34 protein-coding genes are annotated in these 23,103 nt (G+C 49.2%); 33 read left to right on the forward strand and 1 reads right to left on the reverse strand.

Translation table 11 applies throughout. The annotated features are described in order from the left end of the window. On the forward strand, positions 1–267 hold a 267-nt coding region (locus tag Xind_RS18445; protein ID WP_187650767.1), incomplete at its 5' end, for a lysis protein. Then, positions 245–475, forward strand: a complete 231-nt coding sequence (locus tag Xind_RS18450; RefSeq protein ID WP_222941860.1) for an Acb2/Tad1 domain-containing protein — start codon at positions 245–247, stop codon at positions 473–475. The genes Xind_RS18445 and Xind_RS18450, both read left to right, overlap by 23 nt. A gap of 134 nt (positions 476–609) precedes the next feature. Here Xind_RS18450 and Xind_RS24665 read toward each other — a convergent pair whose 3' ends face one another. Further along, positions 610–822 (reverse strand): ECs_2282 family putative zinc-binding protein, encoded by a 213-nt coding sequence (locus tag Xind_RS24665; RefSeq protein WP_420856083.1) that lies wholly within the window; start codon positions 820–822, stop codon positions 610–612. A gap of 305 nt (positions 823–1,127) precedes the next feature. Between Xind_RS24665 and Xind_RS18460 the strand changes: the two genes are divergently transcribed. The 31 genes from Xind_RS18460 to Xind_RS18610 form a co-directional block, all read left to right on the forward strand. Then, entirely contained in the window at positions 1,128–1,715 is a 588-nt protein-coding gene (locus Xind_RS18460; RefSeq protein ID WP_047685415.1) for a BRO-N domain-containing protein, read from the forward strand. Next, positions 1,712–1,927, forward strand: a complete 216-nt coding sequence (locus Xind_RS18465) for a hypothetical protein (protein ID WP_187650769.1) — start codon at positions 1,712–1,714, stop codon at positions 1,925–1,927. The genes Xind_RS18460 and Xind_RS18465 overlap by 4 nt, the downstream gene beginning before the upstream one ends. Positions 1,928–2,148: 221 nt before the next feature. Continuing rightward, on the forward strand, positions 2,149–2,289 hold the full coding sequence (locus Xind_RS18470) for a hypothetical protein (RefSeq protein ID WP_156115348.1): 141 nt from the start codon (positions 2,149–2,151) through the stop codon (positions 2,287–2,289). Between the two features lie 90 nt (positions 2,290–2,379). Continuing rightward, positions 2,380–2,559, forward strand: coding sequence for a hypothetical protein (locus tag Xind_RS18475; protein WP_047680908.1), 180 nt, complete (start codon positions 2,380–2,382; stop codon positions 2,557–2,559). A 9-nt stretch (positions 2,560–2,568) separates the two neighbouring features. Next, on the forward strand, positions 2,569–2,856 hold the full coding sequence (locus Xind_RS18480) for a hypothetical protein (RefSeq protein WP_187650770.1): 288 nt from the start codon (positions 2,569–2,571) through the stop codon (positions 2,854–2,856). 62 nt (positions 2,857–2,918) lie between these two features. After that, positions 2,919–3,617 carry a terminase small subunit gene (locus tag Xind_RS18485; RefSeq protein WP_187650771.1) on the forward strand — a complete coding sequence of 233 codons (699 nt, stop codon included), beginning with the start codon at positions 2,919–2,921 and terminating at the stop codon, positions 3,615–3,617. 44 nt (positions 3,618–3,661) lie between these two features. After that, positions 3,662–4,861 carry a PBSX family phage terminase large subunit gene (locus tag Xind_RS18490; RefSeq protein ID WP_187650772.1) on the forward strand — a complete coding sequence of 400 codons (1,200 nt, stop codon included), beginning with the start codon at positions 3,662–3,664 and terminating at the stop codon, positions 4,859–4,861. 208 nt (positions 4,862–5,069) lie between these two features. Then, complete coding sequence (locus Xind_RS18495) at positions 5,070–6,539, forward strand: DUF1073 domain-containing protein (RefSeq protein ID WP_187650773.1); 1,470 nt, start codon at positions 5,070–5,072, stop codon at positions 6,537–6,539. A 70-nt stretch (positions 6,540–6,609) separates the two neighbouring features. Continuing rightward, on the forward strand, positions 6,610–7,143 hold the full coding sequence (locus tag Xind_RS18500; protein WP_246432617.1) for a phage head morphogenesis protein: 534 nt from the start codon (positions 6,610–6,612) through the stop codon (positions 7,141–7,143). 1 nt (position 7,144) lies between these two features. Continuing rightward, positions 7,145–8,404: a DUF2213 domain-containing protein gene (locus tag Xind_RS18505; protein WP_187650775.1), complete on the forward strand. Its 1,260-nt coding sequence runs from the start codon at positions 7,145–7,147 to the stop codon at positions 8,402–8,404. A gap of 13 nt (positions 8,405–8,417) precedes the next feature. Further along, positions 8,418–8,918, forward strand: a complete 501-nt coding sequence (locus Xind_RS18510; RefSeq protein WP_187650776.1) for a structural cement protein Gp24 — start codon at positions 8,418–8,420, stop codon at positions 8,916–8,918. Positions 8,919–8,926: 8 nt separating this feature from the next. Further along, positions 8,927–9,874: a DUF2184 domain-containing protein gene (locus Xind_RS18515; protein ID WP_187650777.1), complete on the forward strand. Its 948-nt coding sequence runs from the start codon at positions 8,927–8,929 to the stop codon at positions 9,872–9,874. Between the two features lie 36 nt (positions 9,875–9,910). Next, positions 9,911–10,120 (forward strand): STY1053 family phage-associated protein, encoded by a 210-nt coding sequence (locus Xind_RS18520; RefSeq protein WP_187650778.1) that lies wholly within the window; start codon positions 9,911–9,913, stop codon positions 10,118–10,120. Then, entirely contained in the window at positions 10,089–10,499 is a 411-nt protein-coding gene (locus tag Xind_RS18525; RefSeq protein WP_187650779.1) for a DUF4054 domain-containing protein, read from the forward strand. The genes Xind_RS18520 and Xind_RS18525 overlap by 32 nt, the downstream gene beginning before the upstream one ends. Beyond that, entirely contained in the window at positions 10,496–11,005 is a 510-nt protein-coding gene (locus tag Xind_RS18530) for a phage virion morphogenesis protein (RefSeq protein WP_187650780.1), read from the forward strand. Before Xind_RS18525 ends, Xind_RS18530 begins: the two co-directional genes overlap by 4 nt. After that, a complete protein-coding gene (locus Xind_RS18535) occupies positions 11,005–11,400 on the forward strand; it encodes a head-tail adaptor protein (RefSeq protein WP_187650781.1) in 396 nt (131 codons plus the stop codon). Before Xind_RS18530 ends, Xind_RS18535 begins: the two co-directional genes overlap by 1 nt. Further along, positions 11,384–11,929: a phage neck terminator protein gene (locus Xind_RS18540; RefSeq protein WP_187650782.1), complete on the forward strand. Its 546-nt coding sequence runs from the start codon at positions 11,384–11,386 to the stop codon at positions 11,927–11,929. Before Xind_RS18535 ends, Xind_RS18540 begins: the two co-directional genes overlap by 17 nt. 5 nt (positions 11,930–11,934) lie before the next feature. Continuing rightward, positions 11,935–13,401, forward strand: coding sequence for a DUF3383 domain-containing protein (locus tag Xind_RS18545; RefSeq protein ID WP_187650783.1), 1,467 nt, complete (start codon positions 11,935–11,937; stop codon positions 13,399–13,401). A gap of 4 nt (positions 13,402–13,405) precedes the next feature. Beyond that, the gene (locus tag Xind_RS18550) at positions 13,406–13,849 is read left to right on the forward strand and encodes a phage structural protein (protein ID WP_187650784.1); all 444 of its coding nucleotides are present in this window, start codon (positions 13,406–13,408) and stop codon (positions 13,847–13,849) included. Between the two features lie 11 nt (positions 13,850–13,860). After that, positions 13,861–14,283 carry a phage tail assembly chaperone gene (locus Xind_RS18555; RefSeq protein ID WP_187650785.1) on the forward strand — a complete coding sequence of 141 codons (423 nt, stop codon included), beginning with the start codon at positions 13,861–13,863 and terminating at the stop codon, positions 14,281–14,283. A gap of 56 nt (positions 14,284–14,339) precedes the next feature. Then, positions 14,340–14,489, forward strand: a complete 150-nt coding sequence (locus Xind_RS18560) for a DUF6889 family protein (RefSeq protein ID WP_187650786.1) — start codon at positions 14,340–14,342, stop codon at positions 14,487–14,489. Further along, on the forward strand, positions 14,476–16,632 hold the full coding sequence (locus Xind_RS18565) for a lytic transglycosylase catalytic (protein ID WP_187650787.1): 2,157 nt from the start codon (positions 14,476–14,478) through the stop codon (positions 16,630–16,632). The genes Xind_RS18560 and Xind_RS18565 overlap by 14 nt, the downstream gene beginning before the upstream one ends. Continuing rightward, complete coding sequence (locus tag Xind_RS18570) at positions 16,632–17,273, forward strand: phage baseplate protein (protein WP_187650788.1); 642 nt, start codon at positions 16,632–16,634, stop codon at positions 17,271–17,273. The genes Xind_RS18565 and Xind_RS18570 overlap by 1 nt, the downstream gene beginning before the upstream one ends. Further along, positions 17,270–17,578 carry a phage baseplate plug family protein gene (locus Xind_RS18575; protein ID WP_187650789.1) on the forward strand — a complete coding sequence of 103 codons (309 nt, stop codon included), beginning with the start codon at positions 17,270–17,272 and terminating at the stop codon, positions 17,576–17,578. The genes Xind_RS18570 and Xind_RS18575 overlap by 4 nt, the downstream gene beginning before the upstream one ends. 15 nt (positions 17,579–17,593) lie before the next feature. After that, positions 17,594–18,628, forward strand: a complete 1,035-nt coding sequence (locus Xind_RS18580) for a hypothetical protein (RefSeq protein ID WP_187650790.1) — start codon at positions 17,594–17,596, stop codon at positions 18,626–18,628. A 49-nt stretch (positions 18,629–18,677) separates the two neighbouring features. Then, positions 18,678–19,616 (forward strand): phage protein, encoded by a 939-nt coding sequence (locus Xind_RS18585; RefSeq protein WP_187650791.1) that lies wholly within the window; start codon positions 18,678–18,680, stop codon positions 19,614–19,616. Then, positions 19,616–20,353: a Gp138 family membrane-puncturing spike protein gene (locus Xind_RS18590; RefSeq protein ID WP_187650792.1), complete on the forward strand. Its 738-nt coding sequence runs from the start codon at positions 19,616–19,618 to the stop codon at positions 20,351–20,353. The genes Xind_RS18585 and Xind_RS18590 overlap by 1 nt, the downstream gene beginning before the upstream one ends. Further along, positions 20,353–20,700: a contractile injection system sheath initiator gene (locus Xind_RS18595; protein ID WP_187650793.1), complete on the forward strand. Its 348-nt coding sequence runs from the start codon at positions 20,353–20,355 to the stop codon at positions 20,698–20,700. Before Xind_RS18590 ends, Xind_RS18595 begins: the two co-directional genes overlap by 1 nt. 3 nt (positions 20,701–20,703) lie before the next feature. Next, on the forward strand, positions 20,704–21,891 hold the full coding sequence (locus Xind_RS18600; protein ID WP_187650794.1) for a baseplate J/gp47 family protein: 1,188 nt from the start codon (positions 20,704–20,706) through the stop codon (positions 21,889–21,891). Further along, on the forward strand, positions 21,888–22,538 hold the full coding sequence (locus Xind_RS18605; RefSeq protein ID WP_187650795.1) for a DUF2612 domain-containing protein: 651 nt from the start codon (positions 21,888–21,890) through the stop codon (positions 22,536–22,538). The genes Xind_RS18600 and Xind_RS18605 overlap by 4 nt, the downstream gene beginning before the upstream one ends. A 7-nt stretch (positions 22,539–22,545) precedes the next feature. Beyond that, positions 22,546–23,103, forward strand: a 558-nt coding sequence (locus Xind_RS18610) for a phage tail protein (protein WP_187650796.1), incomplete at its 3' end; no start/stop codon positions are given.

Genomic DNA, 23,103 nt, shown 5'->3' on the forward strand with positions numbered 1-23,103 from the left:
GCCCATGCCAAGACTGAAATCGACACTCTTCGGGCTGATGTTGCCGCTGGTCGTCGCAAGCTGCGTATCAAGGCCACCTGTCCCGTGTCTGAAACCACTCCCTCCGGCGGCGTGGTCAATGACACCACCGTCGAACTCACTGGAGAAACTGGATCAACTGCTATCGATATCCGAGAAGGCATCATCAATGACCGGGCAAAACTGAGATATTTGCAAGAATACATTAAAACTGAATGCAGAGGAAATGATGGAAAACCAACATCGTAAAATCACTGGCTATCGTGAATTATCCCAAGATGAAATTGATTGCATGAACAAGATTAAGGCACTAGGTGAGGAAATAGGTCAGCTTTATGATCATCTCGTAAAACCCAACACTAATGTTGATATGCGTTGGTTGCTTGAAGGTCGGACTGATCTGCAAAAGGGAATCATGTGCTGGGTTCGTGCTGTGGCTCAGCCAACTACATTCTGAATAGCTGCCTCAGAGCAAATAATTCTGGGGGTGCAGGATTATATAAAGACTGAATGCAGGAGGGAGAAATGAAAGCACCAATACTGGCATCAATAAAGTTTGATACCAGCGAGTTAGATAAAAAACTAGATGAACTAAAAACCGTTTTTCTTGAAGGCATCCCTGAGTCGATTCTTAACGAGATCACCAACCTGTTTAGCAATATCATCTTTACTAATTGTTCTACCACAAGAAGAGCACTTGGTGCCGTTGATATCGTCTACCTTCTTGATATCGATTCTGGAGCGTACAACGAGATCCTTACGGCAGCCAGGACACTTAAAACCAATCTTGCTCATTAATAGCATTCCTCACTTGACTGTGGAAAGCAGGAAACCACCTCGCCTGATGTGGTTAAAAGCAGGCCTTTTATTCCCGTACCCATTCCCTGAGTGGCTACAGAAATAACTCATGCCGCCACCCGTTCCTATCGCGTACCCAACGCACACGGGCTGGTGGCATTTTTGTATCTAACGCGCACCGCAGCGCCAATCTAAACATCGAGCCTTTATTTAGGAATGAGCCTTTGAGGAATCAGCTAAAACTGATGCTACTCGATGGGCTGATCTCCTATTGCGGCAAAGGTTCATTACCTAAGTAAGGAATAAGCATCGTGAGTACAGTATTAACCTTCAAAGAAAAAGAAGTTATCCCTTTTGATAATGGTGACGGGAAGATCTGGTTTACCGGCAAGCAGGTTGCACAATTGCTTGATTACTCTAAAACCAAGTCAATAACCAATTTGTATAACGCTAATTCTGATGAGTTTACTCCAGCCATGACCGAGGTCATTACAACAGTGACCTCGAAAGAATCAAACACTTACAGCAATTTGAGGACAAAAGTTCGTATATTTTCACTTCGTGGTCTTTATCTGTTGGGAATGCTGGCTGACACTCCTGTTGCAAAGGAACTACGTAAATGGGTGCTGGATTTAATAGAAAAGGAAAGCCAGCCACGAGATTTGTCCTTGATGGATATGGAAAGCCTCAAAGAACTAACCATCGGTGAAATGCAAAATCGTCTGGTTACTGCCAATAAGTGGTCATATGAAAACTTCGGTCGCAAAGGTAGTGATTTGATGAACCTGCGTAAACGTCACCTCAAGAAGATTCGCAAGGCCGAGAAAGCCATTCTCGAATTATCACAGCTTACATTACCCGGCCTTGATGAGTTCCCCGATGAGGGAGAACCCGCATGAACCACGAACAATTTATTGAGAAGAACATACAGGCCGAGTTAACCAAACTCGGCTTTTCTTCATCTATCGCAGGGATGGCAAGTGACCGGGCAGTTGAACATTATCGCCGTTCTGGATCAGCCAGCAGAAAGGGCAAGCTGTTTGATGATTGTCTGAGTATCGCTAAGGCATGGGCCGACAAGTACTCGACTGGGAAACCGAAAAAGCAATGAGGCTCCAAAATCGGAGCCTCCTGTTTTTACAAAATTCGGCAAAGCATCCACATTCGGGTGCTTGATAGAGTTTTGTGTAAGTTTTTGACGGGTGTGGTTAATCAAATCACCGGCGTTTAACCATAAATTCAATTCACGTCTAGTCGTTTATTCTGAATGAGGTAAATATGAAAAAAGTCCTTATCGAAACTCAAAAGGCAGGTGACTACTCAGTAATCACAATGGCTATTGGAAGCGTAGTTGCCATTTATAAGCGCGCAGGCAATACATCATGTTTGAAAGTAAGTGGTCGCGGTAATGTCCGTCAGGTTAAGGCATTGCTTCGTGAATTTGTGCGCAGTGCCGATCCTGCGCTGATTTAATCGAGACACGGCAGACTATCAGCGGAAGTGTTTATCAAAATACAAACCGAGCCAGTTGTTTGTTCTGAATTCAACTACAGAGAGGTAAATATGCCTGAGCACCAGATACCACTGGGACTGCGTCCGATCAGACCTGTGCCTGATATCGCTCCTAAAGAAGAAGCTAAGGCTAAGATGTTGCTGGATATCGTCAAACTCAAGCGATACTACGGACTCAATCACGAAGAATTAGAGCAGGTCATGAAGATGGCTTGTGAGTTATCGAAGTAAGGAAAATAAATGGCACGTCCAACTAAATACCAAGAGGCTATTATGCAAGAAAGAATCACTGATAGTGATATTGCTGTCACAGATAACACACCAGAAAAGAATGTCAAAGTCTTAGGTCAAGAGACCGACATACATTCCGCCAGTATTATTCTGGAGGCTGTCAAACATGCTGTAGTTGAGGTTGTTAAACATAAGGTTATAGCAAGAGTCAGTCGAGAAGATGTCATATCGGCGGCAGAAACCACCGCCGAGGCTATCGTAAAAGGCATGACCTTTATGATCCACGGGCAGAAGTAATTACCATCGCATAGCCCTCTTATCGGAGGGCTATTCCATGTTAATGAGTAAGGAACAGGACAATGGCTAAACCGGACTGGGGAGCATTACAAAACCAGTTCCTCGCCGAACATGCCAAAACGGGCGTCACTCCTAAAGAGTGGTGTGAAGCGCAGGGACTAAAATATGCAACTGCGCGTAGATATATAAAAAAACCCGCTGCGCAAAATGGAGTGCGCAAAACTGCGCAAGCAGAGAAGACTTCCAATATTGCGCAAAATACTCATACGCAAGCTGCGCAGGAAGATACGACGGAAAACGCGGGGATATTAAAGCCACAACATGAGACATTTGCTCAGAATATTGCGCAGGGAATGTCACAGAAAGATGCCGCCATCTGCGCAGGCTATTCACCGAACCGAGCGGATACGCAGGCACCAATTTTATTAAAGCGTCCTGATATTCGTCGACGTATTCGAGAGTTGCGCCAAGAGGCAGCATTACTTGTTTCGTTCAATGCAAAAGACTTGGCCGATCTTTCCTATCAGGCTGCAAAAGAAGCCGCAGAATCAGGGAAATTCGGACAGGTTGCACCGAATATCAAGAACGCTGCACAACTGACTGGCATTGACATGTCTTCTAACAAAACTGAGGTGAATGTTGATCTGGCGGGCTTAAGCTACGGTAAGGTCTGCATCGTTACCCCGGCAAATTGCCCGCCTGATGCGTGGGCTGCGTACATGGATAAACTGCGCACGGGAAAGGTGACAACCCAACAATAATCAGTGGCGTCCTCTATGCGTTCAGTAGTGACTGGGTGCCCGGTGTGCTGTATGACCAAACAGTCGGTTCGGTACGTTGGCGCTGGACTTATGGCGGTCGTGGCGGGGGTAAATCGGTTGAGATTGCCCGCGCATTGGTATTGTTGGGTGCGATTGAACCCATGATCATTCTCTGTGCGCGTGAGTTCCAGAACTCAATCAATGATTCGGTACTGGCCTTACTGGAATCGGAGATATACAGCCTCGGCTTATCCCATTTCTACCGGGTCAAAAATAACGAGATTGAAGGCCTGAATGGTACGCGCTTCACCTTCAAGGGGTTGCGTAACAACATCAACAGCATCAAATCGATGCACGGTATCCGTATCTGTTGGGTGGAGGAAGCGCAGACCGTTTCTCAGGACAGTTGGGATATCCTCGGTCCCACCGTGCGCGCCAGTCAATCGGAAGTGTGGGTATCCTATAACCCACGGGAAGAAGAAGACCCGACCTATCAGCTAATGAAGCGCCATGAGTCCGATCCACCTGATGGTGGCGTTATTATCCGCAAGGTGAATTACAACGACAATTCATTCTTCCCCGATGTACTCCGGCATGAAATGGAGTACTGCAAGCGGGTAGATTATGAAGCCTATGAGCATATTTGGTTAGGGTTGCCTAAATCCATTAGTGAGGCGGTTATCTTCTCTGGCAAGTACCGTGAAGCCATATTCCCGGATGATCTATGGAAGCAGGCTGACCGATTGTTCTTTGGAGCTGACTTCGGCTTTGCCAACGACCCCAGTACGTTAATCCGTTGCTTTATCCTCGACCGCAAGCTGTATATCGAATATGAGGCCTACGGGGTCGGAGTGGAGTTGGATGAGTTGCCTCAGTTCTACGACTCCATACCACTATCCCGTAAGTGGCCTATTCACGGCGATAATAGCCGGCCTGAGACGATCAGCTATCTGTCGAGACAGGGATTTGTAATTGATGGCGCGACGAAATGGCCCGGCAGTGTTGAGGATGGCATCACCTATCTGAAAGGGTTCGAGGAAATCATTATTCATCCACGCTGTAAGCATATGCTGGAAGAAGCCCGACTGTATTCCTACAAGACTGATCGTCTGACGGGTGAAGTCTTGCCAGTGGTATTGGATAAGCATAACCACTGTTGGGATGCGGTACGCTATTCACTGGATGGTTACATTACCAGTGTGGGCGATTTAGGTATTTGGGCTGCAATAGGAAAACAGGGATAAATAAGCGTTTCACACCAAAATCACCTCGAAATGATTTTCGGGATTTTGTTAACAAATCAGTCACAAATAATCACCCTAAAATCAGGCAGAAGAGTAAGGATTTTACCCGCTTGAGGTGACATTTTGCTTGAGTTGAAAAACGGCGATTCGCATAAGTACCATTATGTTAAATAGACCCGGTTTTTAACAAATTATCTATGAGGTAGAGATGGCCCGTAAACAACGCCGTAACGGCGCACAAAAGCCCGTTAGGACTGCTGACGGGTATAATAACTTTACTGCCAAACTGGGGAGCTATACCCCCAACATTCAGACCGGGGGAACCTATTTACCGGGCTACGTTTCCCGCAACCGAACGCAAATTGAGTTTGCTTATCGCAGTTCCTTTCTTGTGGGAGCGGCGGTGGATGCGATGGCGGATGATATGACCCGCAAGGGGATTACGATCAGTTCCCGCATGAAACCGGATGCCAAAGGGCAACTTGAAACCCTGTGGGAAGATATCGGTCTGTGGGATGAACTCAATAACACCCTGAAATGGTCCCGGCTTTACGGGGGTGCCTTGCTGGTGCTGATGATTGATGGTCAGGACATGGCAACACCACTCAACCCGGAAACCATCAAAGAAGGCCAGTTCAAAGGCGTGATGTGCCTCGACCGCTGGATAGTGAAACCCTCATACGATGACTTAGTTGATGAGTACGGCCCTTATTTCGGTAAGCCCAAGTTTTATACCGTGATCGGGGACCAGCAAGGACTGCCCCAGTGGAAGATTCACTATTCCCGTGTTATTCGCATGGAAGGGGAAAACCTACCCCGGCAACAAGCCAGAACCGAGAATGGTTGGGGGATGTCGGTTGTCGAGCGTATCTACGAGCGCGTACAGGCCTTTGATACGGCGACAGTCGGCGCTACTCAACTAATACATAAGGCTCACTTGCGTACCTACAGTATTAAGGGATTACGTACAATCCTCGCCACAGGCGGCACACTGGAAGATGGCCTGATGAGACATATTGATATGATACGGGAATTCCAGACCATCGAAGGCATGACCATCATGGATGAAGAGGACGAATTCCAGACTCACAGCTATTCATTCGCGGGGATTGCGGATGTCATTCTGCGCTTTGCTGAACAAGTCTCTGGAGCAACAGGTATTCCACTGGTGAGATTGTTTGGTCAGTCCCCGTCTGGTTTCAGTACCGGCGATGGCGATCTGGAGAACTACTACAGCCGGGTAAATACCTTACAGGAACGGCGATTGCGCCGCCCTCTTCGCTGGTTGCTGGATATATCCCACCGTTCATTGTTTGGTGAACCCCTGCCGGATGACTTCACGTTCGAATTTAACAAGCTGTGGGAGATGTCAGATACCGACCGCTCCACGATGGCAAACAACGTTGCTAATGCCCTTAGTACGCTGGTGGACAGGCAAATATTGCCGATACATGCCGCCATGTCAGATTTACGTAATCTGGCGGATGCTATCGGTATAGGAGGATCAATCACCGATGAGGATATCGAGGAAGCAAAAACGCAGTATGAGGAGTTTGAATCTGAAACCGTCACTGCGCCGCCACTCGGAAATGAAGTATCACAACAGCCTGTTGGCGATAGCCGGCCAGATAAACAATCTGGTCAAGGGCTCCTACGATGGTTCACAGGCCAGCGCTGACCAGATAATCGGGCATCTGATTGAGTATTCACAGACCCTTGATGACTGGGCGTATTTAGTCGGGCGTAAGATGTTCTTGCAGGTCGAATGGGAAGAGTGGGACCAATGGCGCTCAGTTTCTAATGCCATTTCCGAAGGACTACGTGATGTGGTTGGTAACACCCCGATCGGCCAGGTGGCACAGGATATTGTCTATCGTCAGATTCAACTTATGAAGTCGTTACCGCTGGAAGCGGCTGAGCGGGTCAGGGATATTCAGACTCGCGCTGTTCAGGCGGTAATCAATGGTGAGCGACCCGCCGCTCTCTACCAGATGATTTTGCAATCCGGTGCGGTGGTTGCCGGGCGAGCACGCATGATCGCCCGTACCGAAATCGGCAGAGCCACAGGCGCATTAACGCAGGCAAGGGCGCTATCCATCGGTTCCGAAGGGTACTGGTGGCGCATTGAAGGCGCAGGCACCCGACCATCACACAAGAAGATGCGTGATAAATTTGTGCGATGGGAAGATCCACCCACGCTGGATGGCATGACAGGACATGCAGGTTGTTTGCCTAATTGCAAATGCTGGCCGGAAGTTCACGTACCCGCACCGAGAACATAACATGAAATACTTTTTCACTACGCAACTGGGCGAAACCCGCTATGAGCTGGCGGATGGCTCACTGCTCTGTAAGGACGTCCCCATTGCACGCACAGGGGCACAAACCTATTTGCCGGAAGAAATCGGCCTTGAAGGGGGTTTTGATGGACTGGTCACCGTTTACCGCACCGAAGATGAAGTATTCTCACCGGCAACGATGGCCTCTTTTGAGGGGGTCGCGGTCACACTGGGGCATCCTGAAGACGCAGATAAGAATATTGTGTTCGTCAACCCGTCCAACTTCTCAGAACTGGCTCATGGACATATTCAAAACGTCCGGCGCGGTACGGGCGATAAGGCGGATTTACTGATAGCGGATGCCCTGATTAAACGTCAGGAAGCTATTGATGCAATCAAGGCAGGTATTACTGAGGTCAGTTGTGGCTATGATGCTCAGTACAAACAAATCTCACCCGGCAAGGGTAAACAATATCATATCACCGGAAACCACCTCGCTATTGTTGATAAAGGGCGTGCGGGTTCCCGTTGTTCAATCGGGGATTCAGCCCCCATCACTAAGAAAGGCAAAACGAGTATGAAAGACTGGATGCAGCGAGTCGCGAATGCCCTGAAAACCAAGGATGAAAATACATTTACAAAGCTTCTGGATGAAGCCCCGGAGTTGCCCTCTGATGGCATGTCGTCGATTCCGGGCGTCACTATCAATATGAACACACCCGCACAGGCTACAGCATTACCCACGGCTGAGCGGACAACTACCGACGATACCCCGAAAGAACCGGAGAAACCCACAGGCGATGATGATATCCCGGAATGGGGTAAGGCACTAATTGCTAAGGTTGAGGCCCTGAGCGGCAAAACAGGCGATAGCAATACCGATGACCCTGATAAAAAAACAGGGGATGAAGACGAAGAGGAAGACAGGAAGGTCACTGGTGATGCCGCTTATCGTCGTAACATTATTGCGGATGCGGAAATCATCTGTCCGGGCTTTAAACCCACAGGCGATAAGGGCCTGAAACGTCAGGTGCTGAACCATGCTATCCGCACTGGCGACAGTGCCTACATGAAATCATTCGGCATTCAAGATTACAGTAAGGTGCCGAAAGCTACGGTTGATGCGGTCTTCAATGGCGCAGTTGCCGTCAATAAGGCAAAAAACCACATCAAACCCCCAACCCCGACGCGAGATAGCGCCGCACGTTACAGTACACCGGCTGAACTGAATAAGAAGTACGCCGAATTCTGGAAACGCAACTGATAAGGTAACAACAATGGCAGGAACAGCATATTTAACCCGGATGCCGATGGGTATCCCCGGTGCGGTCACCCGTTTGCGCGATTTGACCACCGAACCCGCTTTGCTCGACACAGTAAAAGTATTTGCTCATTACGGGCTGGTGGGGAAATACCACGGCGATAAGTTCGTCCCATTAGAAGACGGGGACAGCGTAGAACAAGTTGCAGGCATTCTGGTACGCCCTTACCCCGTGCAATCACAATCTGATATGGCATATCTGGGCGTCAAATCTGGCATTACCGGCGATATCCTGAAACGCGGTTATATGACCGTTACTGTGAAAGGTTCGGCAGAAAAGGCCAAGAAAGGCGGCAAGGTATATGTCCGAGTCGCAGGTGAGCAAAAAGACAGTCCGCTAGGGTCATTTGTCTTAACACCGGACGCTACCGCCACCAACACCCCCGAATTACCCAAGGCTCAAATCATGGGGCCGGGTGATGCCACTGGCACGATTGAAATTGCCTACAACATCTAAGGATTACTATGTTTACTATTGATAAAGCTACCGTAGATTCTGCGGGTATCTTTCTGGTTGGGGAGCTGGAGCGCCTTGATCTGACACTGAACCTGCCTTTGGTATCCTACAAATGGTCACGGGATATACCACTGCGCAGTGATGTGTCTATTGCTGATGAAGTCAGCTCCTTCACAAACTCCGACCTTGCCGCAACCGGTGGGATTAACCCAAACGGCAAAAATTGGATTGGCAAGAATACTACGGCTATACCCGGTATCAGCCTGAACATCGAGAAAACACCTCAGCCTCTCACCTTGTGGGGTATGGAGCTGGGTTGGACATTGCCAGAGCTGGCAGCTGCAATACAGGTAGGTCGCCCTATCGATTCACAGAAGTACGAAGCCATGCAGCTTAAGTGGAATATGGACGTGGATGAACAGGTTTACATCGGGGATGCCGATTTAGGCGTAACAGGGCTGTTGAATCTCACGCAGGTTAAGCCTCGTGCGGCAGCGGCGGCATGGACAAAGAACAGCAAGCCTGATGATATCGTGGCTGATTTCAACGTACTGTTAACGGATGCGTGGGTCGCTTCTGGTTATGCGCTGTGCCCCAGCAAAGTTGGTCTGGCTCCTGAGTTGTTCGGCCTGTTAGCAAGCATGAAAATCTCAGAAGCCGGTAATATTTCCGTACTGGAGTACGTGAAAATTAACTGTATCGCGTTTCAGGAAAACGGTAACCCATTGGATATTGTTTCCATGAAGTGGGCTTCCAAGCGTGGCGCAGGTGGCGCAAACCGCATGATCGCCTACACGCAGGAAGAGAAATATATCCGCTTCCCGATGGTACCTTTACTGAGTACTCCATTGGAATATCGCGGTCTGCATCAGTTAACCACGTACTACGGCAAACTGGGTCAGGTTGAGGTTCCTTATGCGAATACCATCGCCTATCTGGATATCCCTGTAGCGTAACAAATGGCGGGTATTCCCGCCTTTACTGAGGTTCCTATGAAACGATATATGGTGACACAGCGTGCCACACTGAGTTTTCCAAGTGGTCAGGATGTGGAGTTATCGCCGGGTATTCATGCGTTTGACGATGACGTGATTCAGCATTGGGCCTTTTCTTATTACGCTACTTCGTTGGATGACACTGAAAAGCAGGATGATAAGAAGGGGAAGACCAATGGCAAAAAACAGTCTTCTACCGACAGTTGAGCAATTCCGTACTGACTTCCCTGAATTTACCGATCCCACTCGTTACCCCGATACCGCTATTCAGTTCTATCTCGGACAGGCTGACACCCTGCTAGACCAAGACAGGCACGGCGACCAGTTTGTTTACTTAGCTGAACTCTTCACGGCTCATTACGTCGAGCTGCGAGGTAAAGCTATTGCCAGATCAGCGATGGGTGGCGGCGTAAACAGTGCGGGTGGTGGCATCGTCTCATCGAAAACCGTCGATAAGGTTTCAGTAAGTTATGACACATCGGGGGTCATTAACCCTGATGCCGGATTCTGGAATAACACCGCTTACGGGCGTGAATTCTATTGGTGGTGGTCAATGTTCGGGGCAGGTGGGAGGCAACTGTTATGAGCGGACTCAAAATCACAAAGGACAATGCCGCCGCGGTGTTATCCGCCTTAAATCAACTGAGCAAGATGGATGTGCTGGTGGGTATCCCATCCAATCGCTCAGAGCGGGGCAAGGGGGAGGTGATCAACAACGCCGAAATTGGTTATCTGCAATCGACAGGCGGCACGGTCAAGTTAGGCGGCAAGACCGTGACCTTACCGCCGAGGCCCTTTCTGGAAATGGGTATCGAGGATACACAATCTGTAATCACTGAGCACCTTAAAGCAGCGGCAGAACACGGCATTATCGGGAAGTTTGAGGCGGCACAGCGGGAAATGGAACGGGCGGGTATGGTGGCCTCCAATGGGGCAAAGAAAGTTATCAGCGACGGTGATCGGCTGCACCCCCTTTCTGAGGCGACCTTACAGCTTCGCAAAGCAAAAGATATGCCCGGTGAAAAACCTCTCTATGACACGGGCAGCTTACTAAAGTCCATCACTTATGTAATCAGAAACAAGGGGGAATAATGCCATTCCTTGATGTAAGCGATATCCTGCTTGATCCGGATTTCGTCGATACCTCGCTGGTGTGTCACCGGAATACCCAGACCACAGATGATGACGGAATTACCACTAATACCGCACAGGCTATTCCCTTCGCGGGGGTAGTGACAGTAGACCGGGCACTGGAGGCTCGCCGCATGGAAGCCGGGCAGACGATTAACGGGGCTATTCTGGTGATAACGCAATTTCGTCTGACGCAGGGGCAGCCCGGATTGGATGCCGATATCGTTACCTATCAGGGGCGGCAATACCGGGTGACGTTCGTTGATCCTTACACCGCGTATGGATCGGGCTTTGTTCAAGCCCATTGTGAGCTAATGAATTTTGACGGAGGGATACCTGTTGAGCAACGTCAGTAACACGCCGGGGTATTTAACCCCTGTCAGTGCGCCACCAGATTACGATGAGGCGCTGGAGCGGGTACTCAGTCGCTGGATACGGGCGGTATCAGGATTGCCTGCTAAAACGGTATTCCCGCGCTGGACTGACCCACAGCCGCAAATTCCCCCGGCAGGCAGTAGCTGGTGTGCATTTGGCATTATGACTATCCAGGAAGAAGCTAATCCCGCCGCCATTCAGTTGAGCGATCAGCATCACGAGCAATGGTCACACGAAACCCTCAGTATCCTGTGTTGTTTTTATGGTCCTTCGGGACAGCGTATTGCGACCCAGTTCCGCGATGGACTGTTTATCACCCAGAACAATGATGAGTTATCGCGGACAGGGTTGACCTTTCAGTATTGCGGACGGATACAGCCCGCACCTGAGCTTATCAACAACCAATGGCAGCGCCGTTATGACGTAACCGTGACGTTACGCCGAAAAATCGCGCGCGAATATGGCATCAAATCGCTGGTGGAAGCACCCGTGAAATTCTTTGGAGATTAACCCCTATGCAGGGATTACCTATTACCAGCATTGTTAATGTCAAAATTAACATGGCACCCCGCGCAGCATCGGGGCGTAATTTTGGTTCACTGTTGATTGTCGGATCCAGTGATGTGATTAACACTCACGAACGGCTGCGTTATTACACCGATATCGAAGGAGTGGGCGCAGACTTCGGCATGGATACCCCGGAGTATCAGGCTGCCACACTGTATTATTCTCAGTCACCGCAACCCGTCGATTTGTACATTGGGCGATGGGCGAAAGAACAGGTACTGTCGGCTTTACGCGGTGCGGTACTCAACCGGTCTGAACAAGAAATGAGCCGATTTACGGTGATGACTGACGGTTCATTCAAACTGGTCATTGACGGCAAAGACACCACGATCACCGGCATTGATTTCAGCAAAGAAACCAATTTGAATGGCGTCGCTGAACGCGTAGCCGAGAAGCTGAAAAACGCTACCGTGCGCTGGGACAGTGTGACAGGCCGTTTCACTGTTTCACTGCAAATGTCAGGCAAACTGGGTTATGTCACCCGTGCTGACAGTGGCGCTTATATCGGTGACCTGCTGAAACTGGATGCCGATTCTGGCGCAACAGCGATTGACCCGACCAACCCGGAACCCATTGAACAGGCCGTCAAAATTCTGGGGGAAACCTCAAGCGCCTGGTACGGACTGGTGATTGCCGACAATACACTGTCTGACAGCGATGTGAAGAAGGTGGGGCGTTATATTGAGTCAGCTTCTGTTGCCCGTATTTACGGCCACACGGTCACCAAAACCGATGTACTGGATACTGATGTGGATACGGACATAGGCTCTCAGCTTAAGGGCGCTTTCCTGAGCCGTACTCTCTGGCAATACTCTTCACAGCCTTATGCTATTGCATCTCTGTTTGGCCGCCTGTTTACGGTCAACTTTCAGGGCAATAACACCACTATCACCCTGAAATTTAAACAGGAACCGGCGATCCGTGCTGAACTGCTGACAGCAACACAGGCCAATGCACTGAAAACCAAAAACGGCAATGTCTTTGTCCATTACAACAACGACACTGCGATTGTGCAGGAAGGGGTAATGGCAAATGGCACGTTCATTGACGAGCGCCACGGGCTGGACTGGTTACAGAATTATGTACAGACCAACCTGTATAACCTGATGTACACCAGTACCACCAAAATTCCCCAGACCGATGAGGGCGTAACCCAATTGCTGGCGAACGTCGAGCAGTCTTTGTCGCAGGGAGTCACTAACGGTCTGATTGCGCCGGGGGTTTGGGGCGGCGACAGCTTCGGGGCACTGAATCGCGGCGAGATGCTGACCAAAGGCTATTACACCTACGCGCAGCCAATTGCGGAACAGATACAGGCCGAACGCGAAAAACGTAAAGCCCCGGTGATTCAATGCGCTATCAAACTGGCGGGTGCGGTGCACTTCGCTGATGTCATTATTAACGTAAACAGGTAATAACATGGCGAATACTTATTCATTTATCGACGTGTCCGCCACGATAACCGGAGTCGGGGGTTCGGTCGATCTGGGGAATGGTGCGGCGACCTCAGAAGAGGGGATCGTGGTGGCGATGATTGAAGCCAAAAACACCATGACCATTGGTGCAGATGGTGAAGTGATGCACTCTTTACATGCAGGCAAAGGGGGCACGATTACCGTAACCTTACTGAAAACATCACCCGCCAATGCCAGACTGATGATGATGTATAACGCGCAGCAGTTCTCGTCAGCCACATGGGGCAATAACGCGATACTTATCCGTAACAAAGTCTCTGGGGACACCATCGCTGCCCGTTCTGTTGCGTTCCAGAAAATACCGGATATTTCCAACGCCAAAGTCGGTAACACGCACAGCTGGGTATTTGACTGCGGCAAAATCGATACCATCTTGGGTACATTTTAACAGGGGATAACATGGAATTCGAAATCAGCGGTAAAAAATACCGCGCGGGTAAACTAAACGCCTTTCAGCAACAGGATTTAGCGGTGGCATTAATCCCGGCGGTGCCGGCACTAAAAGGTATCTGGGAAAACCTGAAACCTTCCGGTGTGGATGAAGACGGCAAACCCATCTTCTCGCTGGAGGATATGGCTGATCTGATCACGCCGCTGGTGGGGGGTATCCGCTCACTGGGGAAAGAATCCCGCTATGAGATTAACGATATCTGTCTCTCGGTTGTCAGCCGGGAAGCCGGGGGTGTCTGGTCAGCCGTCTATGCAGGCGGGCAACTGATGTTTGATGACATCAACGGCATGGAATTACTGCAAATCGTCGGTCAGGTGATTAAGGATGCACTGGGGAATTTTTTTCCCGCACTGCCAGAGAAAGACGAGTAATTCCCAGCCAGCCCAGTCTCGATTTAGAAACCCTTCCTGACGGACGTTATTACCTGATGCGTCCGGTTCGCCACGGTATGTGTACTTTTCAGTCATTAAAGAACGGGGATATCGATCTGGCCGATATCGCCCTGATGAATGATACGCTGGATGTAGACGCTGAAAATGAGGCCCTGATAGCACGGTGGAGAGATGAGCAACACTAACGCAGAAGTGATTAAAGAGTTTTTGATCTCACTCGGTTTTGATGTCAAAGAATCTGATTCGAAAAAATTCAGTGCGGTATTGTCCGGGGTCACCGCCAATGTATTAAAACTGGGTTCTGCCGTGGAAGGTGCGGCACTGGCAGTCGTGGGCTTTACGGCGCAGGTGGCTGCCAATCTGGATAAGCTCTACTGGCAGGCACAACGCACAGGCGGTGCAGCGGAACAAATCAAGACGTTAGGTTATGCCGTGACACAGGCAGGGGGGACGGTCGAGGGGCTGAACGCTTCTCTGGAGAATGTGGCCCGGTTCTTACGTAATAATCCGGGAGGTGAAGGCTTCCTGCGTAATATGGGTATCCAGACCCGTGACACCAACGGACAGCTCAGGGATACTGCTTCGTTAGTCGCACTGGTGGGCGAACGGTTGTCAGGGATGCCATCGTACCGGGCCAATCAGTACGCAAGCATGTTAGGCATTGATGAGAGTACGATGCTCGCCATGCGCCGGGGAATGGGCGGTTATGCGGCAGATTACCGTCAAATCATGCGCACGATGGGATTCGACCCGACTGTCGCTGCGAAACACGCCAACGACTTTATGACTCAGTTTTACCGGTTAAAGTCGGTCATGGGAATGGGTAAAGATAAAATCGGCGGGGAATTATCGCGTGTTCTAACACCCAGCATGGAAAAGCTGACCAACCTGATACTCAAGAACTGGCCCATTATTGAAAAAGTCATTATGTCGGTGGCAGAGGCTATTCTCACGATGGCGGACATTCTGGGGCAAATGGTCTATCGCGGCGCACAGGGGATACAAGACATCATCGGCTGGTGGGGCAAACTGGACAGTGAAAGCAAGACACTGATTAAAGCATTCGGGGCGATTGCCGCCGCATGGTGGGCGCTTAACAAGGGATTTTTGACCTCACCGATTGGCATTATCACGGCATTGCTGGCGGCCCTGTTCCTGTTGTATGACGATTACCAGACATGGAAAGATGGCGGTAAAAGTCTTATCGACTGGAGCAAATGGGAAGGCACACTTAAGCAAATCGGGGAAGGCATTAAGCAAATGAAAGACTGGGTGCTGCAAATCAAGGATGCAGTCGGCGGTTGGGAAAATGTCTTCTGGGGATTTGCGTTGTTTCTTGGCGGGAAGTGGTTGAAAAAGGTATTAGGGGCATTCGGTAAAATAGGCAACGGGCTTAAAGGGATAGGTAAACTCGCTGCTGCCGCTATTATTATAGATTCTTACGTACGCCTTGAGGATATCAGGGAGGAAGCCAAAGCGAACGGCGTAGATGTAGGAACGCATTTGTATAATAAAGTTAAAGAAAATGAAAAGAATGCGGAACCACTATTTGAATCATTCGGCGATGCGTGGGATTGGGTTACAGGCAGTGGTAAATACGCCAAAAAAGAAGTTAGCGGGTCTCAGTCAATAACACGGGGTGAACGTAATAATAACCCCTTAAATATGAACTTCGCTAAACAAAAAAATGCCACTCTTGAAGGCGGCAAAGGTGCCCGGTTCGCTAAATTTGACACGGTATACAATGGACTGGAGCGCACAGCCTGGCAACTGCGGCGATATTTTGACGGACTGACAGACGGCGTTAAACGCCAGACTGTCGAAGCGATTGTGAAGAAATGGGCACCAAGAGAGGACAGCAACGACACCGAAGGTTATATCACTCATGTCGCTAAAGCATTAGGGGTTGGTCGTTCGGACAGGCTGAACCTAAAAAATCATCATGTTATGTATGCACTGATGAATGCTATGAGTCAAAAAGAGATAGGAAAGCCGCTTCCTTATTCTAAGCAACTGGTTATGGCGGCCATCACCGGCGCACCAGACCCGACACAAGCCTTAGCCAAAAACAGCGGTTTTAACCTTGATCCCCGGATGTTTGAGAACGCTATGCCAAATATCCAAAACATGCTGAGTCATACCAGTTATACACCGGAGTATCTGCGGGCGGCACAATCACTGGCACAGAACCAAACAACGATTGCCCCCACTTACAATATTCATGTCACCGGTGTTCAGTCACCGCATGAAGCGGCAACGTTAACGGGCGAAACGGTACAACGCAGTAACGCCATACTGGTACGCAATCTGCAAACGAAGGTGGGCTGATGGATATTTTATCAATGTTATTTTCTCAGGGGACGAGAAAAATTGGAATGATAGTTCCCAGTGTGGTGATATCGGAAAAACACCATGACTCGGCAGAGATTACCGAGCACCCGGTACAGCGAGGAGCCGCTATCAGTGACCATGCGTATGATAAGCCGTCAGAAGTGACAATGGAACTTGGCTTTGCGGGTGGCGGCTCGCTGATTGACATATTTGATCTGGGTGAAAGTGGTTCACTTGGTTCAAGCCCCAAAGCCGTCTATCAGCAATTACTGGCGCTGAAAGCCTCAAAGCAGCCGTTCAACGTTACCACAGGGAAGCGCCAGTATAAGAATATGTTGATCCGTGCTATAGAAGTCACCACGGATAAAACCTCTGAGAACGTCCTGATGGTCACGCTGACACTGCGTGAAGTGATTATTGTTGAAACGAAAACGGTCAAAGGTGTTACCCCTCCACCGGAGCGAATGAAATCCCCTCTCGATACTGGTCCGGTTGCTGATAAAGGGACCAAGACGCCAGTCGCACCAAAACAAAAAGAGAGCATTGCAGTTAAGTTAGATAAAAGTACAGGCGGTGGCGGGCAATGGTTCAAAGATAAGTTCGAAAAACTGGGCGACTGGTTGGGAGGAAGCCAATGAATCTTGTTGAGATACCTTTACGCGCTGAAAATCAACAATTCGATATCCAACTGGGCGGCATCAATTACCGGATGCGGTTACAGTGGCGGAATTGTGCCGGATGGGTGTTAGATATTATGCACCCAAATAGCGAGCCGATTGTATCAGGGTTGCCGCTAGTTTTCGGCGTGGATATTCTAGAACAGCATCGGTACTTAGGGTTTAACGGAGAGTTGGTTTTTTATTGTTCTGATCCAGAAAGTGAGACAAACAGGGAAGAGTTAGGTAAAAATAATAGGCTATACTTTTGCGCAATAAATATTTAACGCGAGGTGATTAAATTGAAGAATATTATTTTCTACTTAGGCTTTCTTTTTATTTCCGGTTGCACTGTGCTCAATCCTCCAAAAAGTAACGCGGTAACTTTCGATAAAAAGGATACCCAAGCATTACAATCTATAGTTACACTTTTTAATGAGGATAAAATAGGCCACGAAAACGGCAAGGATTCACTTATTAATTGGGATAAAGCTAAATTACAAGGTAATGAAGTTACTAAGGATGATATCGCTAACTTGATCGCCGGTAGCAAAGATCAGATATCATCCAAAGCTAAAGATGCTTCACTAGCATTATATAGTATGTATTATTTGCTTCGTCTCACTAATCCGACTGAACCATGTTCTAGTGAAACATGTGTATGGAAACTGCTTGAGTTCGGTGCGTCAATAATGATGAAGAGTGGTGATCAGCATTTCCTAGCATCATATGAGGCAGATAATGAAAAATTTAAATTTGCCAACTATGACCCCAAAAGAAGTTTAGAGTTAGCTAATGAATTTGCCAGTGAATTGGTAAAAGATAAGGAAGCTAGTGAGCAACAGGAGATAGCGGAAAACTCAAAACTCCCAGATACCGAGCCATTTAAATTTAAGTACACTAATGATGAGTATGTTAACGCGGCTCTTAAATTAATAAATGATTCTAAGTTAGAGGATCATAACCTTAAAGATTACAAGGGCAATAAAACTAAGGATTACGGGAAGCCTACCATTTACGGAAAACCTTTCATTGTAAAGCTATTTGCGTACCCACGCGCATTGCTTAACCAAGTTAAAGAATGCGAAAAAACTTCTGCGTATGTGAACGCCAATATAGATAATTTTTGCAAGAGGGCTGTAATTATCGGAGTTAGTGATTGGATAGATACTGCAAGAAACCCAAACATTTCAGAGGCTGCATGGAGAGCAGCAGCCAGCGATGCAATCATATTTAGGGGCCCGCTCAAGGATGTGGATATAATGTTTTCTCATTGGGCGGGTATGGCTAGAGTTTACCAAAAAAAACTAAATGAAACTGGTCGTCTCAGCCATTAATATAATAAATAGCCCCGTCAAGGGGCTTTTTCTTTTATACGAGGTCAACATGTCAAAACAATGGCTTCGCGAGTGCAAGCTGATTGTGGCGGATGAGAAAGGGGAGGGTCTTGACCTCTCTGAACTGAAAATCAAATTCAACATTACCCGCCCGTCATTTGCCTATCCTGCCACGGGCATTTTCAAAATCTATAACCTGAACGACGAAACCCGGAACAAAATCCGCAAGAACGAGTACAAGATTATTCAGTTCTCAGCGGGGTACAAAGACAACTCAGGTCAGATATTTTCCGGGCAAATCCAGTACACCTACACCGGGCGCGATAACCCTACGGATACCTACGTAGTGATACAGGCCGGGGATGGCGATCAGGCATACAATAATGCGACGGTTAATATCACCATATCGGCGGGTTATACGCAGCAGGATATAGACAGGCTATTGATGCGGGATATTGAAAAGTATGGCATTACGTTTGGGATGCGCCCGGAATTTCAGTTGAACGTAGCGCCACGGGGTAAGGTGTTCTTCGGGATGCACCGCGATGAAATGAATACCTTAGCCAAACAGAATAATGCCGAATGGCGTTATGAAGATGGTCAGTGCCATATTATCCCGAAGAATGTTTATCTCACCGAGGCGGTGGTGTTGAATTATAAGACAGGATTAATTGGCATGCCGGAGCAGACGATTGGGGCGGGGATTAATTTGAAGTGCCTGATTAACCCCAAAATTAGACCGGGTACGTTAATCCGGCTGGATAACGAATCCATTAATGAAGCAGGGAAGTCTACGGGGGCTATCGCATCGGGTAATGACCCTAACGAGATCCCCGCCGCCTTTGATACTGATGGCGATTATGTCGTGATAAACGTCAGCTACTTCGGCGATACCCGCGAGAAGGCGTACTACATGGATTTAATTTGCGTCGCTAAATCAGACCAAACACTTATGACTCAGGCAGCACTAGCCACGGATACCCGATAATGATCACTAACTTTGAACGCATGAACCACCCTGAAACGCCGTTCTTGCTGATGCAGGAGTCGGTCAGTTCAGGTCTGTATGTTTCGATGCCGTGTATTATCCAGTCTTTTGATCCCAATGCGGTGACGGTGACTGCCCAACCTGCGATACGCTGGAAAGTGACAGATGAAACAGGCAAGACAGAATCGGTCGCTTTACCCTTGCTGGTGGACGTGCCGGTAATATTCCCTCGCGGGGGTGGTGTAACACTGACATTTCCAATTAAGCCGGGTGATGAGTGCTTGGTGGTGTTTGCTGACCGCTGTATTGATTACTGGTGGCAGAACGGCGGGATACAGGAACCCGTAGACCCACGCCAGCATCACTTATCTGATGGCTTTGCCATTGTTGGCCCGCAGTCTCAGGCGCGGAAGATTGGCGGTATCAGTACACAAAATGCGCAACTGCGTACTGATGACGGGGCCGCCTGCATTGAACTATCCCCCGGTAACCATAACATCACCTTTAACACACCCGGTAAATTTATCGTCAACGCGAACGGCGGAACCGAAATCAACTCCCCTGAAATTATGCTTAACGGCAATCTGTCACAAGGTATGGGGTCTAATGGGGGTGAAGCGACGATGAATGGCCCGGTGAAAGTCAGAAACGATGTCACCGCAGGTGGTATCAGCCTGATGAGCCACACGCACGGCGGCGTCAAATCAGGCGGTGACACCACAGGAGGGCCGCAATAATGCGATATCGGCGGGAAGATACAGACGGCGATTACAGTTTCGGTCAGGGCGATAACACGTTTCTGATTGATTCCCCGGAAGCCGTCGCACAGGCCGTCAAGACCCGGCTGAATTTATGGCGCGGGGACTGGTTTTTGGATGTGGAAGAAGGTACACCTTACCGGGAAGCGGTGTTAGAGAAAAACTACACCAGTGCACTGGCACTTCAGGAGCGCATTCTGGGTACTGAGGGCGTGACAGAAATTATCACGCTGGATGCCCTGCGTCACCCCACTACCCGGAAAATCACCCTTACAGCCACGCTTAACACCCGTTACGGCAGAACCACAGTCACCAGCGAGCGATAACTTATGCTTAATTTCGATACGTTAGGGCTTGCGGCCAGAATTACCGCGAGCGGCATTACTGCGCCTGATTACCCGGCCATATTAGAACGGCTGACAGGCTATTTTCGCCAGATTTACGGTGAGGATGCGTACCTTGATCCGGACAGTAAAGACGGGCAGATGCTGGCAATTTACGCGCAGGCTATCCATGATGCAAACAATACGGTTATTGCCACTTATAATTCGTTCAGTCCCTCAACAGCGACAGGTGTGGCACTCTCAAACAATGTCGCAATCAATGGCATGTCGCGGCACAGTTCAACCCGATCAACCTGTGATGTGGAACTTATCGGTCAGGTCGGTACGGTCATCAAAAATGGTATGGTACGCGATGTGCAGGGGTATTCATGGCGCTTACCCGATATGGTCACCGTTGGCACGCACGGCACTGTTACAGTCACCGCAACCTGCCAGACTCAGGGATCGATTACCGCCGCCATTGGGGATATTGCTGAGATAGGGACGCCCACACGAGGCTGGCAAAAAGTAACCAACCATTCCGTGGCGACACCGGGCCGTATCATTGAAACCGATGCAGACTTGCGAATACGTCAGCGTAAATCGGTGGCGTTGCCCTCGCGTACCGTACTGGATGGGATGTTAGGGGCGATTAGCCTGATACCCGGTGTTTCCCGCTTAAGGGGCTTTGAAAATGACACCGGGCAGACTAATGAGTACGGCATACCTGGCCACTCTATCGCGCTCATTGTGGATGGGGGGGATGCGACGACGATTGCGAGGACTATAGCCCTGAAGAAAACGCCAGGCGGTGGCACGTTCGGGGATACGGTGATTAAAGTGGCTGACCGTCATCAAATCCCCCACCCGATACGCTTTTCCCGTCCGGTGGACGTGGCTGTTTTTATTGAAATTCATCTTATACCTTTTGACGGTTACACCACACTGGTCGGTGACCGGATTAAAACAGCCGTAGCCGATCACATTAACGCGATACATATCGGGGACAGTGTTTATCTGACCAGGTTGTTTACGCCGGCTAACTTATCCGGTGATGAAGAAGGCAAGACCTACGATATTACAGACATCAAAATCGGGCGCACGGCGGAAAGCACGGTCACCGGTAACCTGAAAACCCGTTTCAATGAGGCCGTGACCTGTCAGCCGGATAATATCAAACTGGTGGTGACATGAGAGACTACTTAAAACTCATTACCCCGCAACACCGCGATTCACCTAAATTCGTCGCTCACGTTGATCTCATCACCCGCCTGTTGTCAGACATTACCCAGTCCACCCTGCAACTTAACGAAGCGTTCTCGCTGGACAAGGCTGTCGGTGTACAACTGGATGCAGTCGGGGAATGGATAGGTCTGTCGCGTTATGTGAAGACCCCGATTGTCGGTGTGTATTTTTCGCTGGATACCGAGGCGGTAGGGTTCGATCAAGGAAGCTGGAAACGAAAATATGACAGTGACAGCGGCTTTACTGAACTGGATGACGAAACTTACCGCACTTTGCTGCGGGTGAAAATTGAAGCCAATCACTGGGACGGTTCCGGTGAAATGCTGGAAAGCATCTATCAGCGGATATTACCGGACAGCAAGACCACGTTGTTTTTCGTGGATAACCAGAATATGACGATGGATGTATTTATGACCGGGGGTGTTATCCCGGAAGTCATTAAAGCCGTTATCCGACAGGGGTATCTGAACATCAAGCCGGAAGCGGTGCGCGTAAATAATTACATTAACTCAGCCCATTGCGGGCTGTTTGGTTTTGACATTCAACATGACGTGATCGCGGGTTTTGATACCGGTGGATGGGCCGTCAGATTATGAGGATACTATGGCGAAGAACGAATTTCTGCCTTTTGGCATTGCAGACGGGGCAAACGTCTTAACCAACGACGAGTACAGCAAACTGGCTGCCCGTACTAACGGGTTCAGTTCGGGTGTAGCGAAATCACAGGAACTAAATAAGGTCTGGCGGCAGGCGTCCGTCATTGCAGCCACTGTCGCACAGTTTATTGTGGAAACGACAGGTAAAGACGTGTTAGACGATGGCAACTTACAGACGCTACAGGCCGGGTTACTCGATGCGATAAGGGAAACGGTTAACGCTAATGTCCCCGCTGCATCACTCACCACAGCCGGCATTACGAAGTTGAGTAATGCCACAGATAGCCATGCAGAGAATATGGCGGCGACACCGAAAGCGGTACGGCAGGTCTCTGCTACTGCAAATCAGGCATTGAAAGAAGCCGAAAATGCGCTCACCAATGCCAACACCGCCAATCAAAATGCGGTTAATGCCAACGACAACGCCAACCGCCGCCTCGACAAAGCGCAGAACGGGGCGGATATCCCGGATAAGAAGGCATTTGTGAGCAACCTCGGTTTAGAG

This window comes from Xenorhabdus indica (genome assembly GCF_014467235.1).
Classification (GTDB): Bacteria; Pseudomonadota; Gammaproteobacteria; order Enterobacterales; family Enterobacteriaceae; genus Xenorhabdus; species Xenorhabdus indica.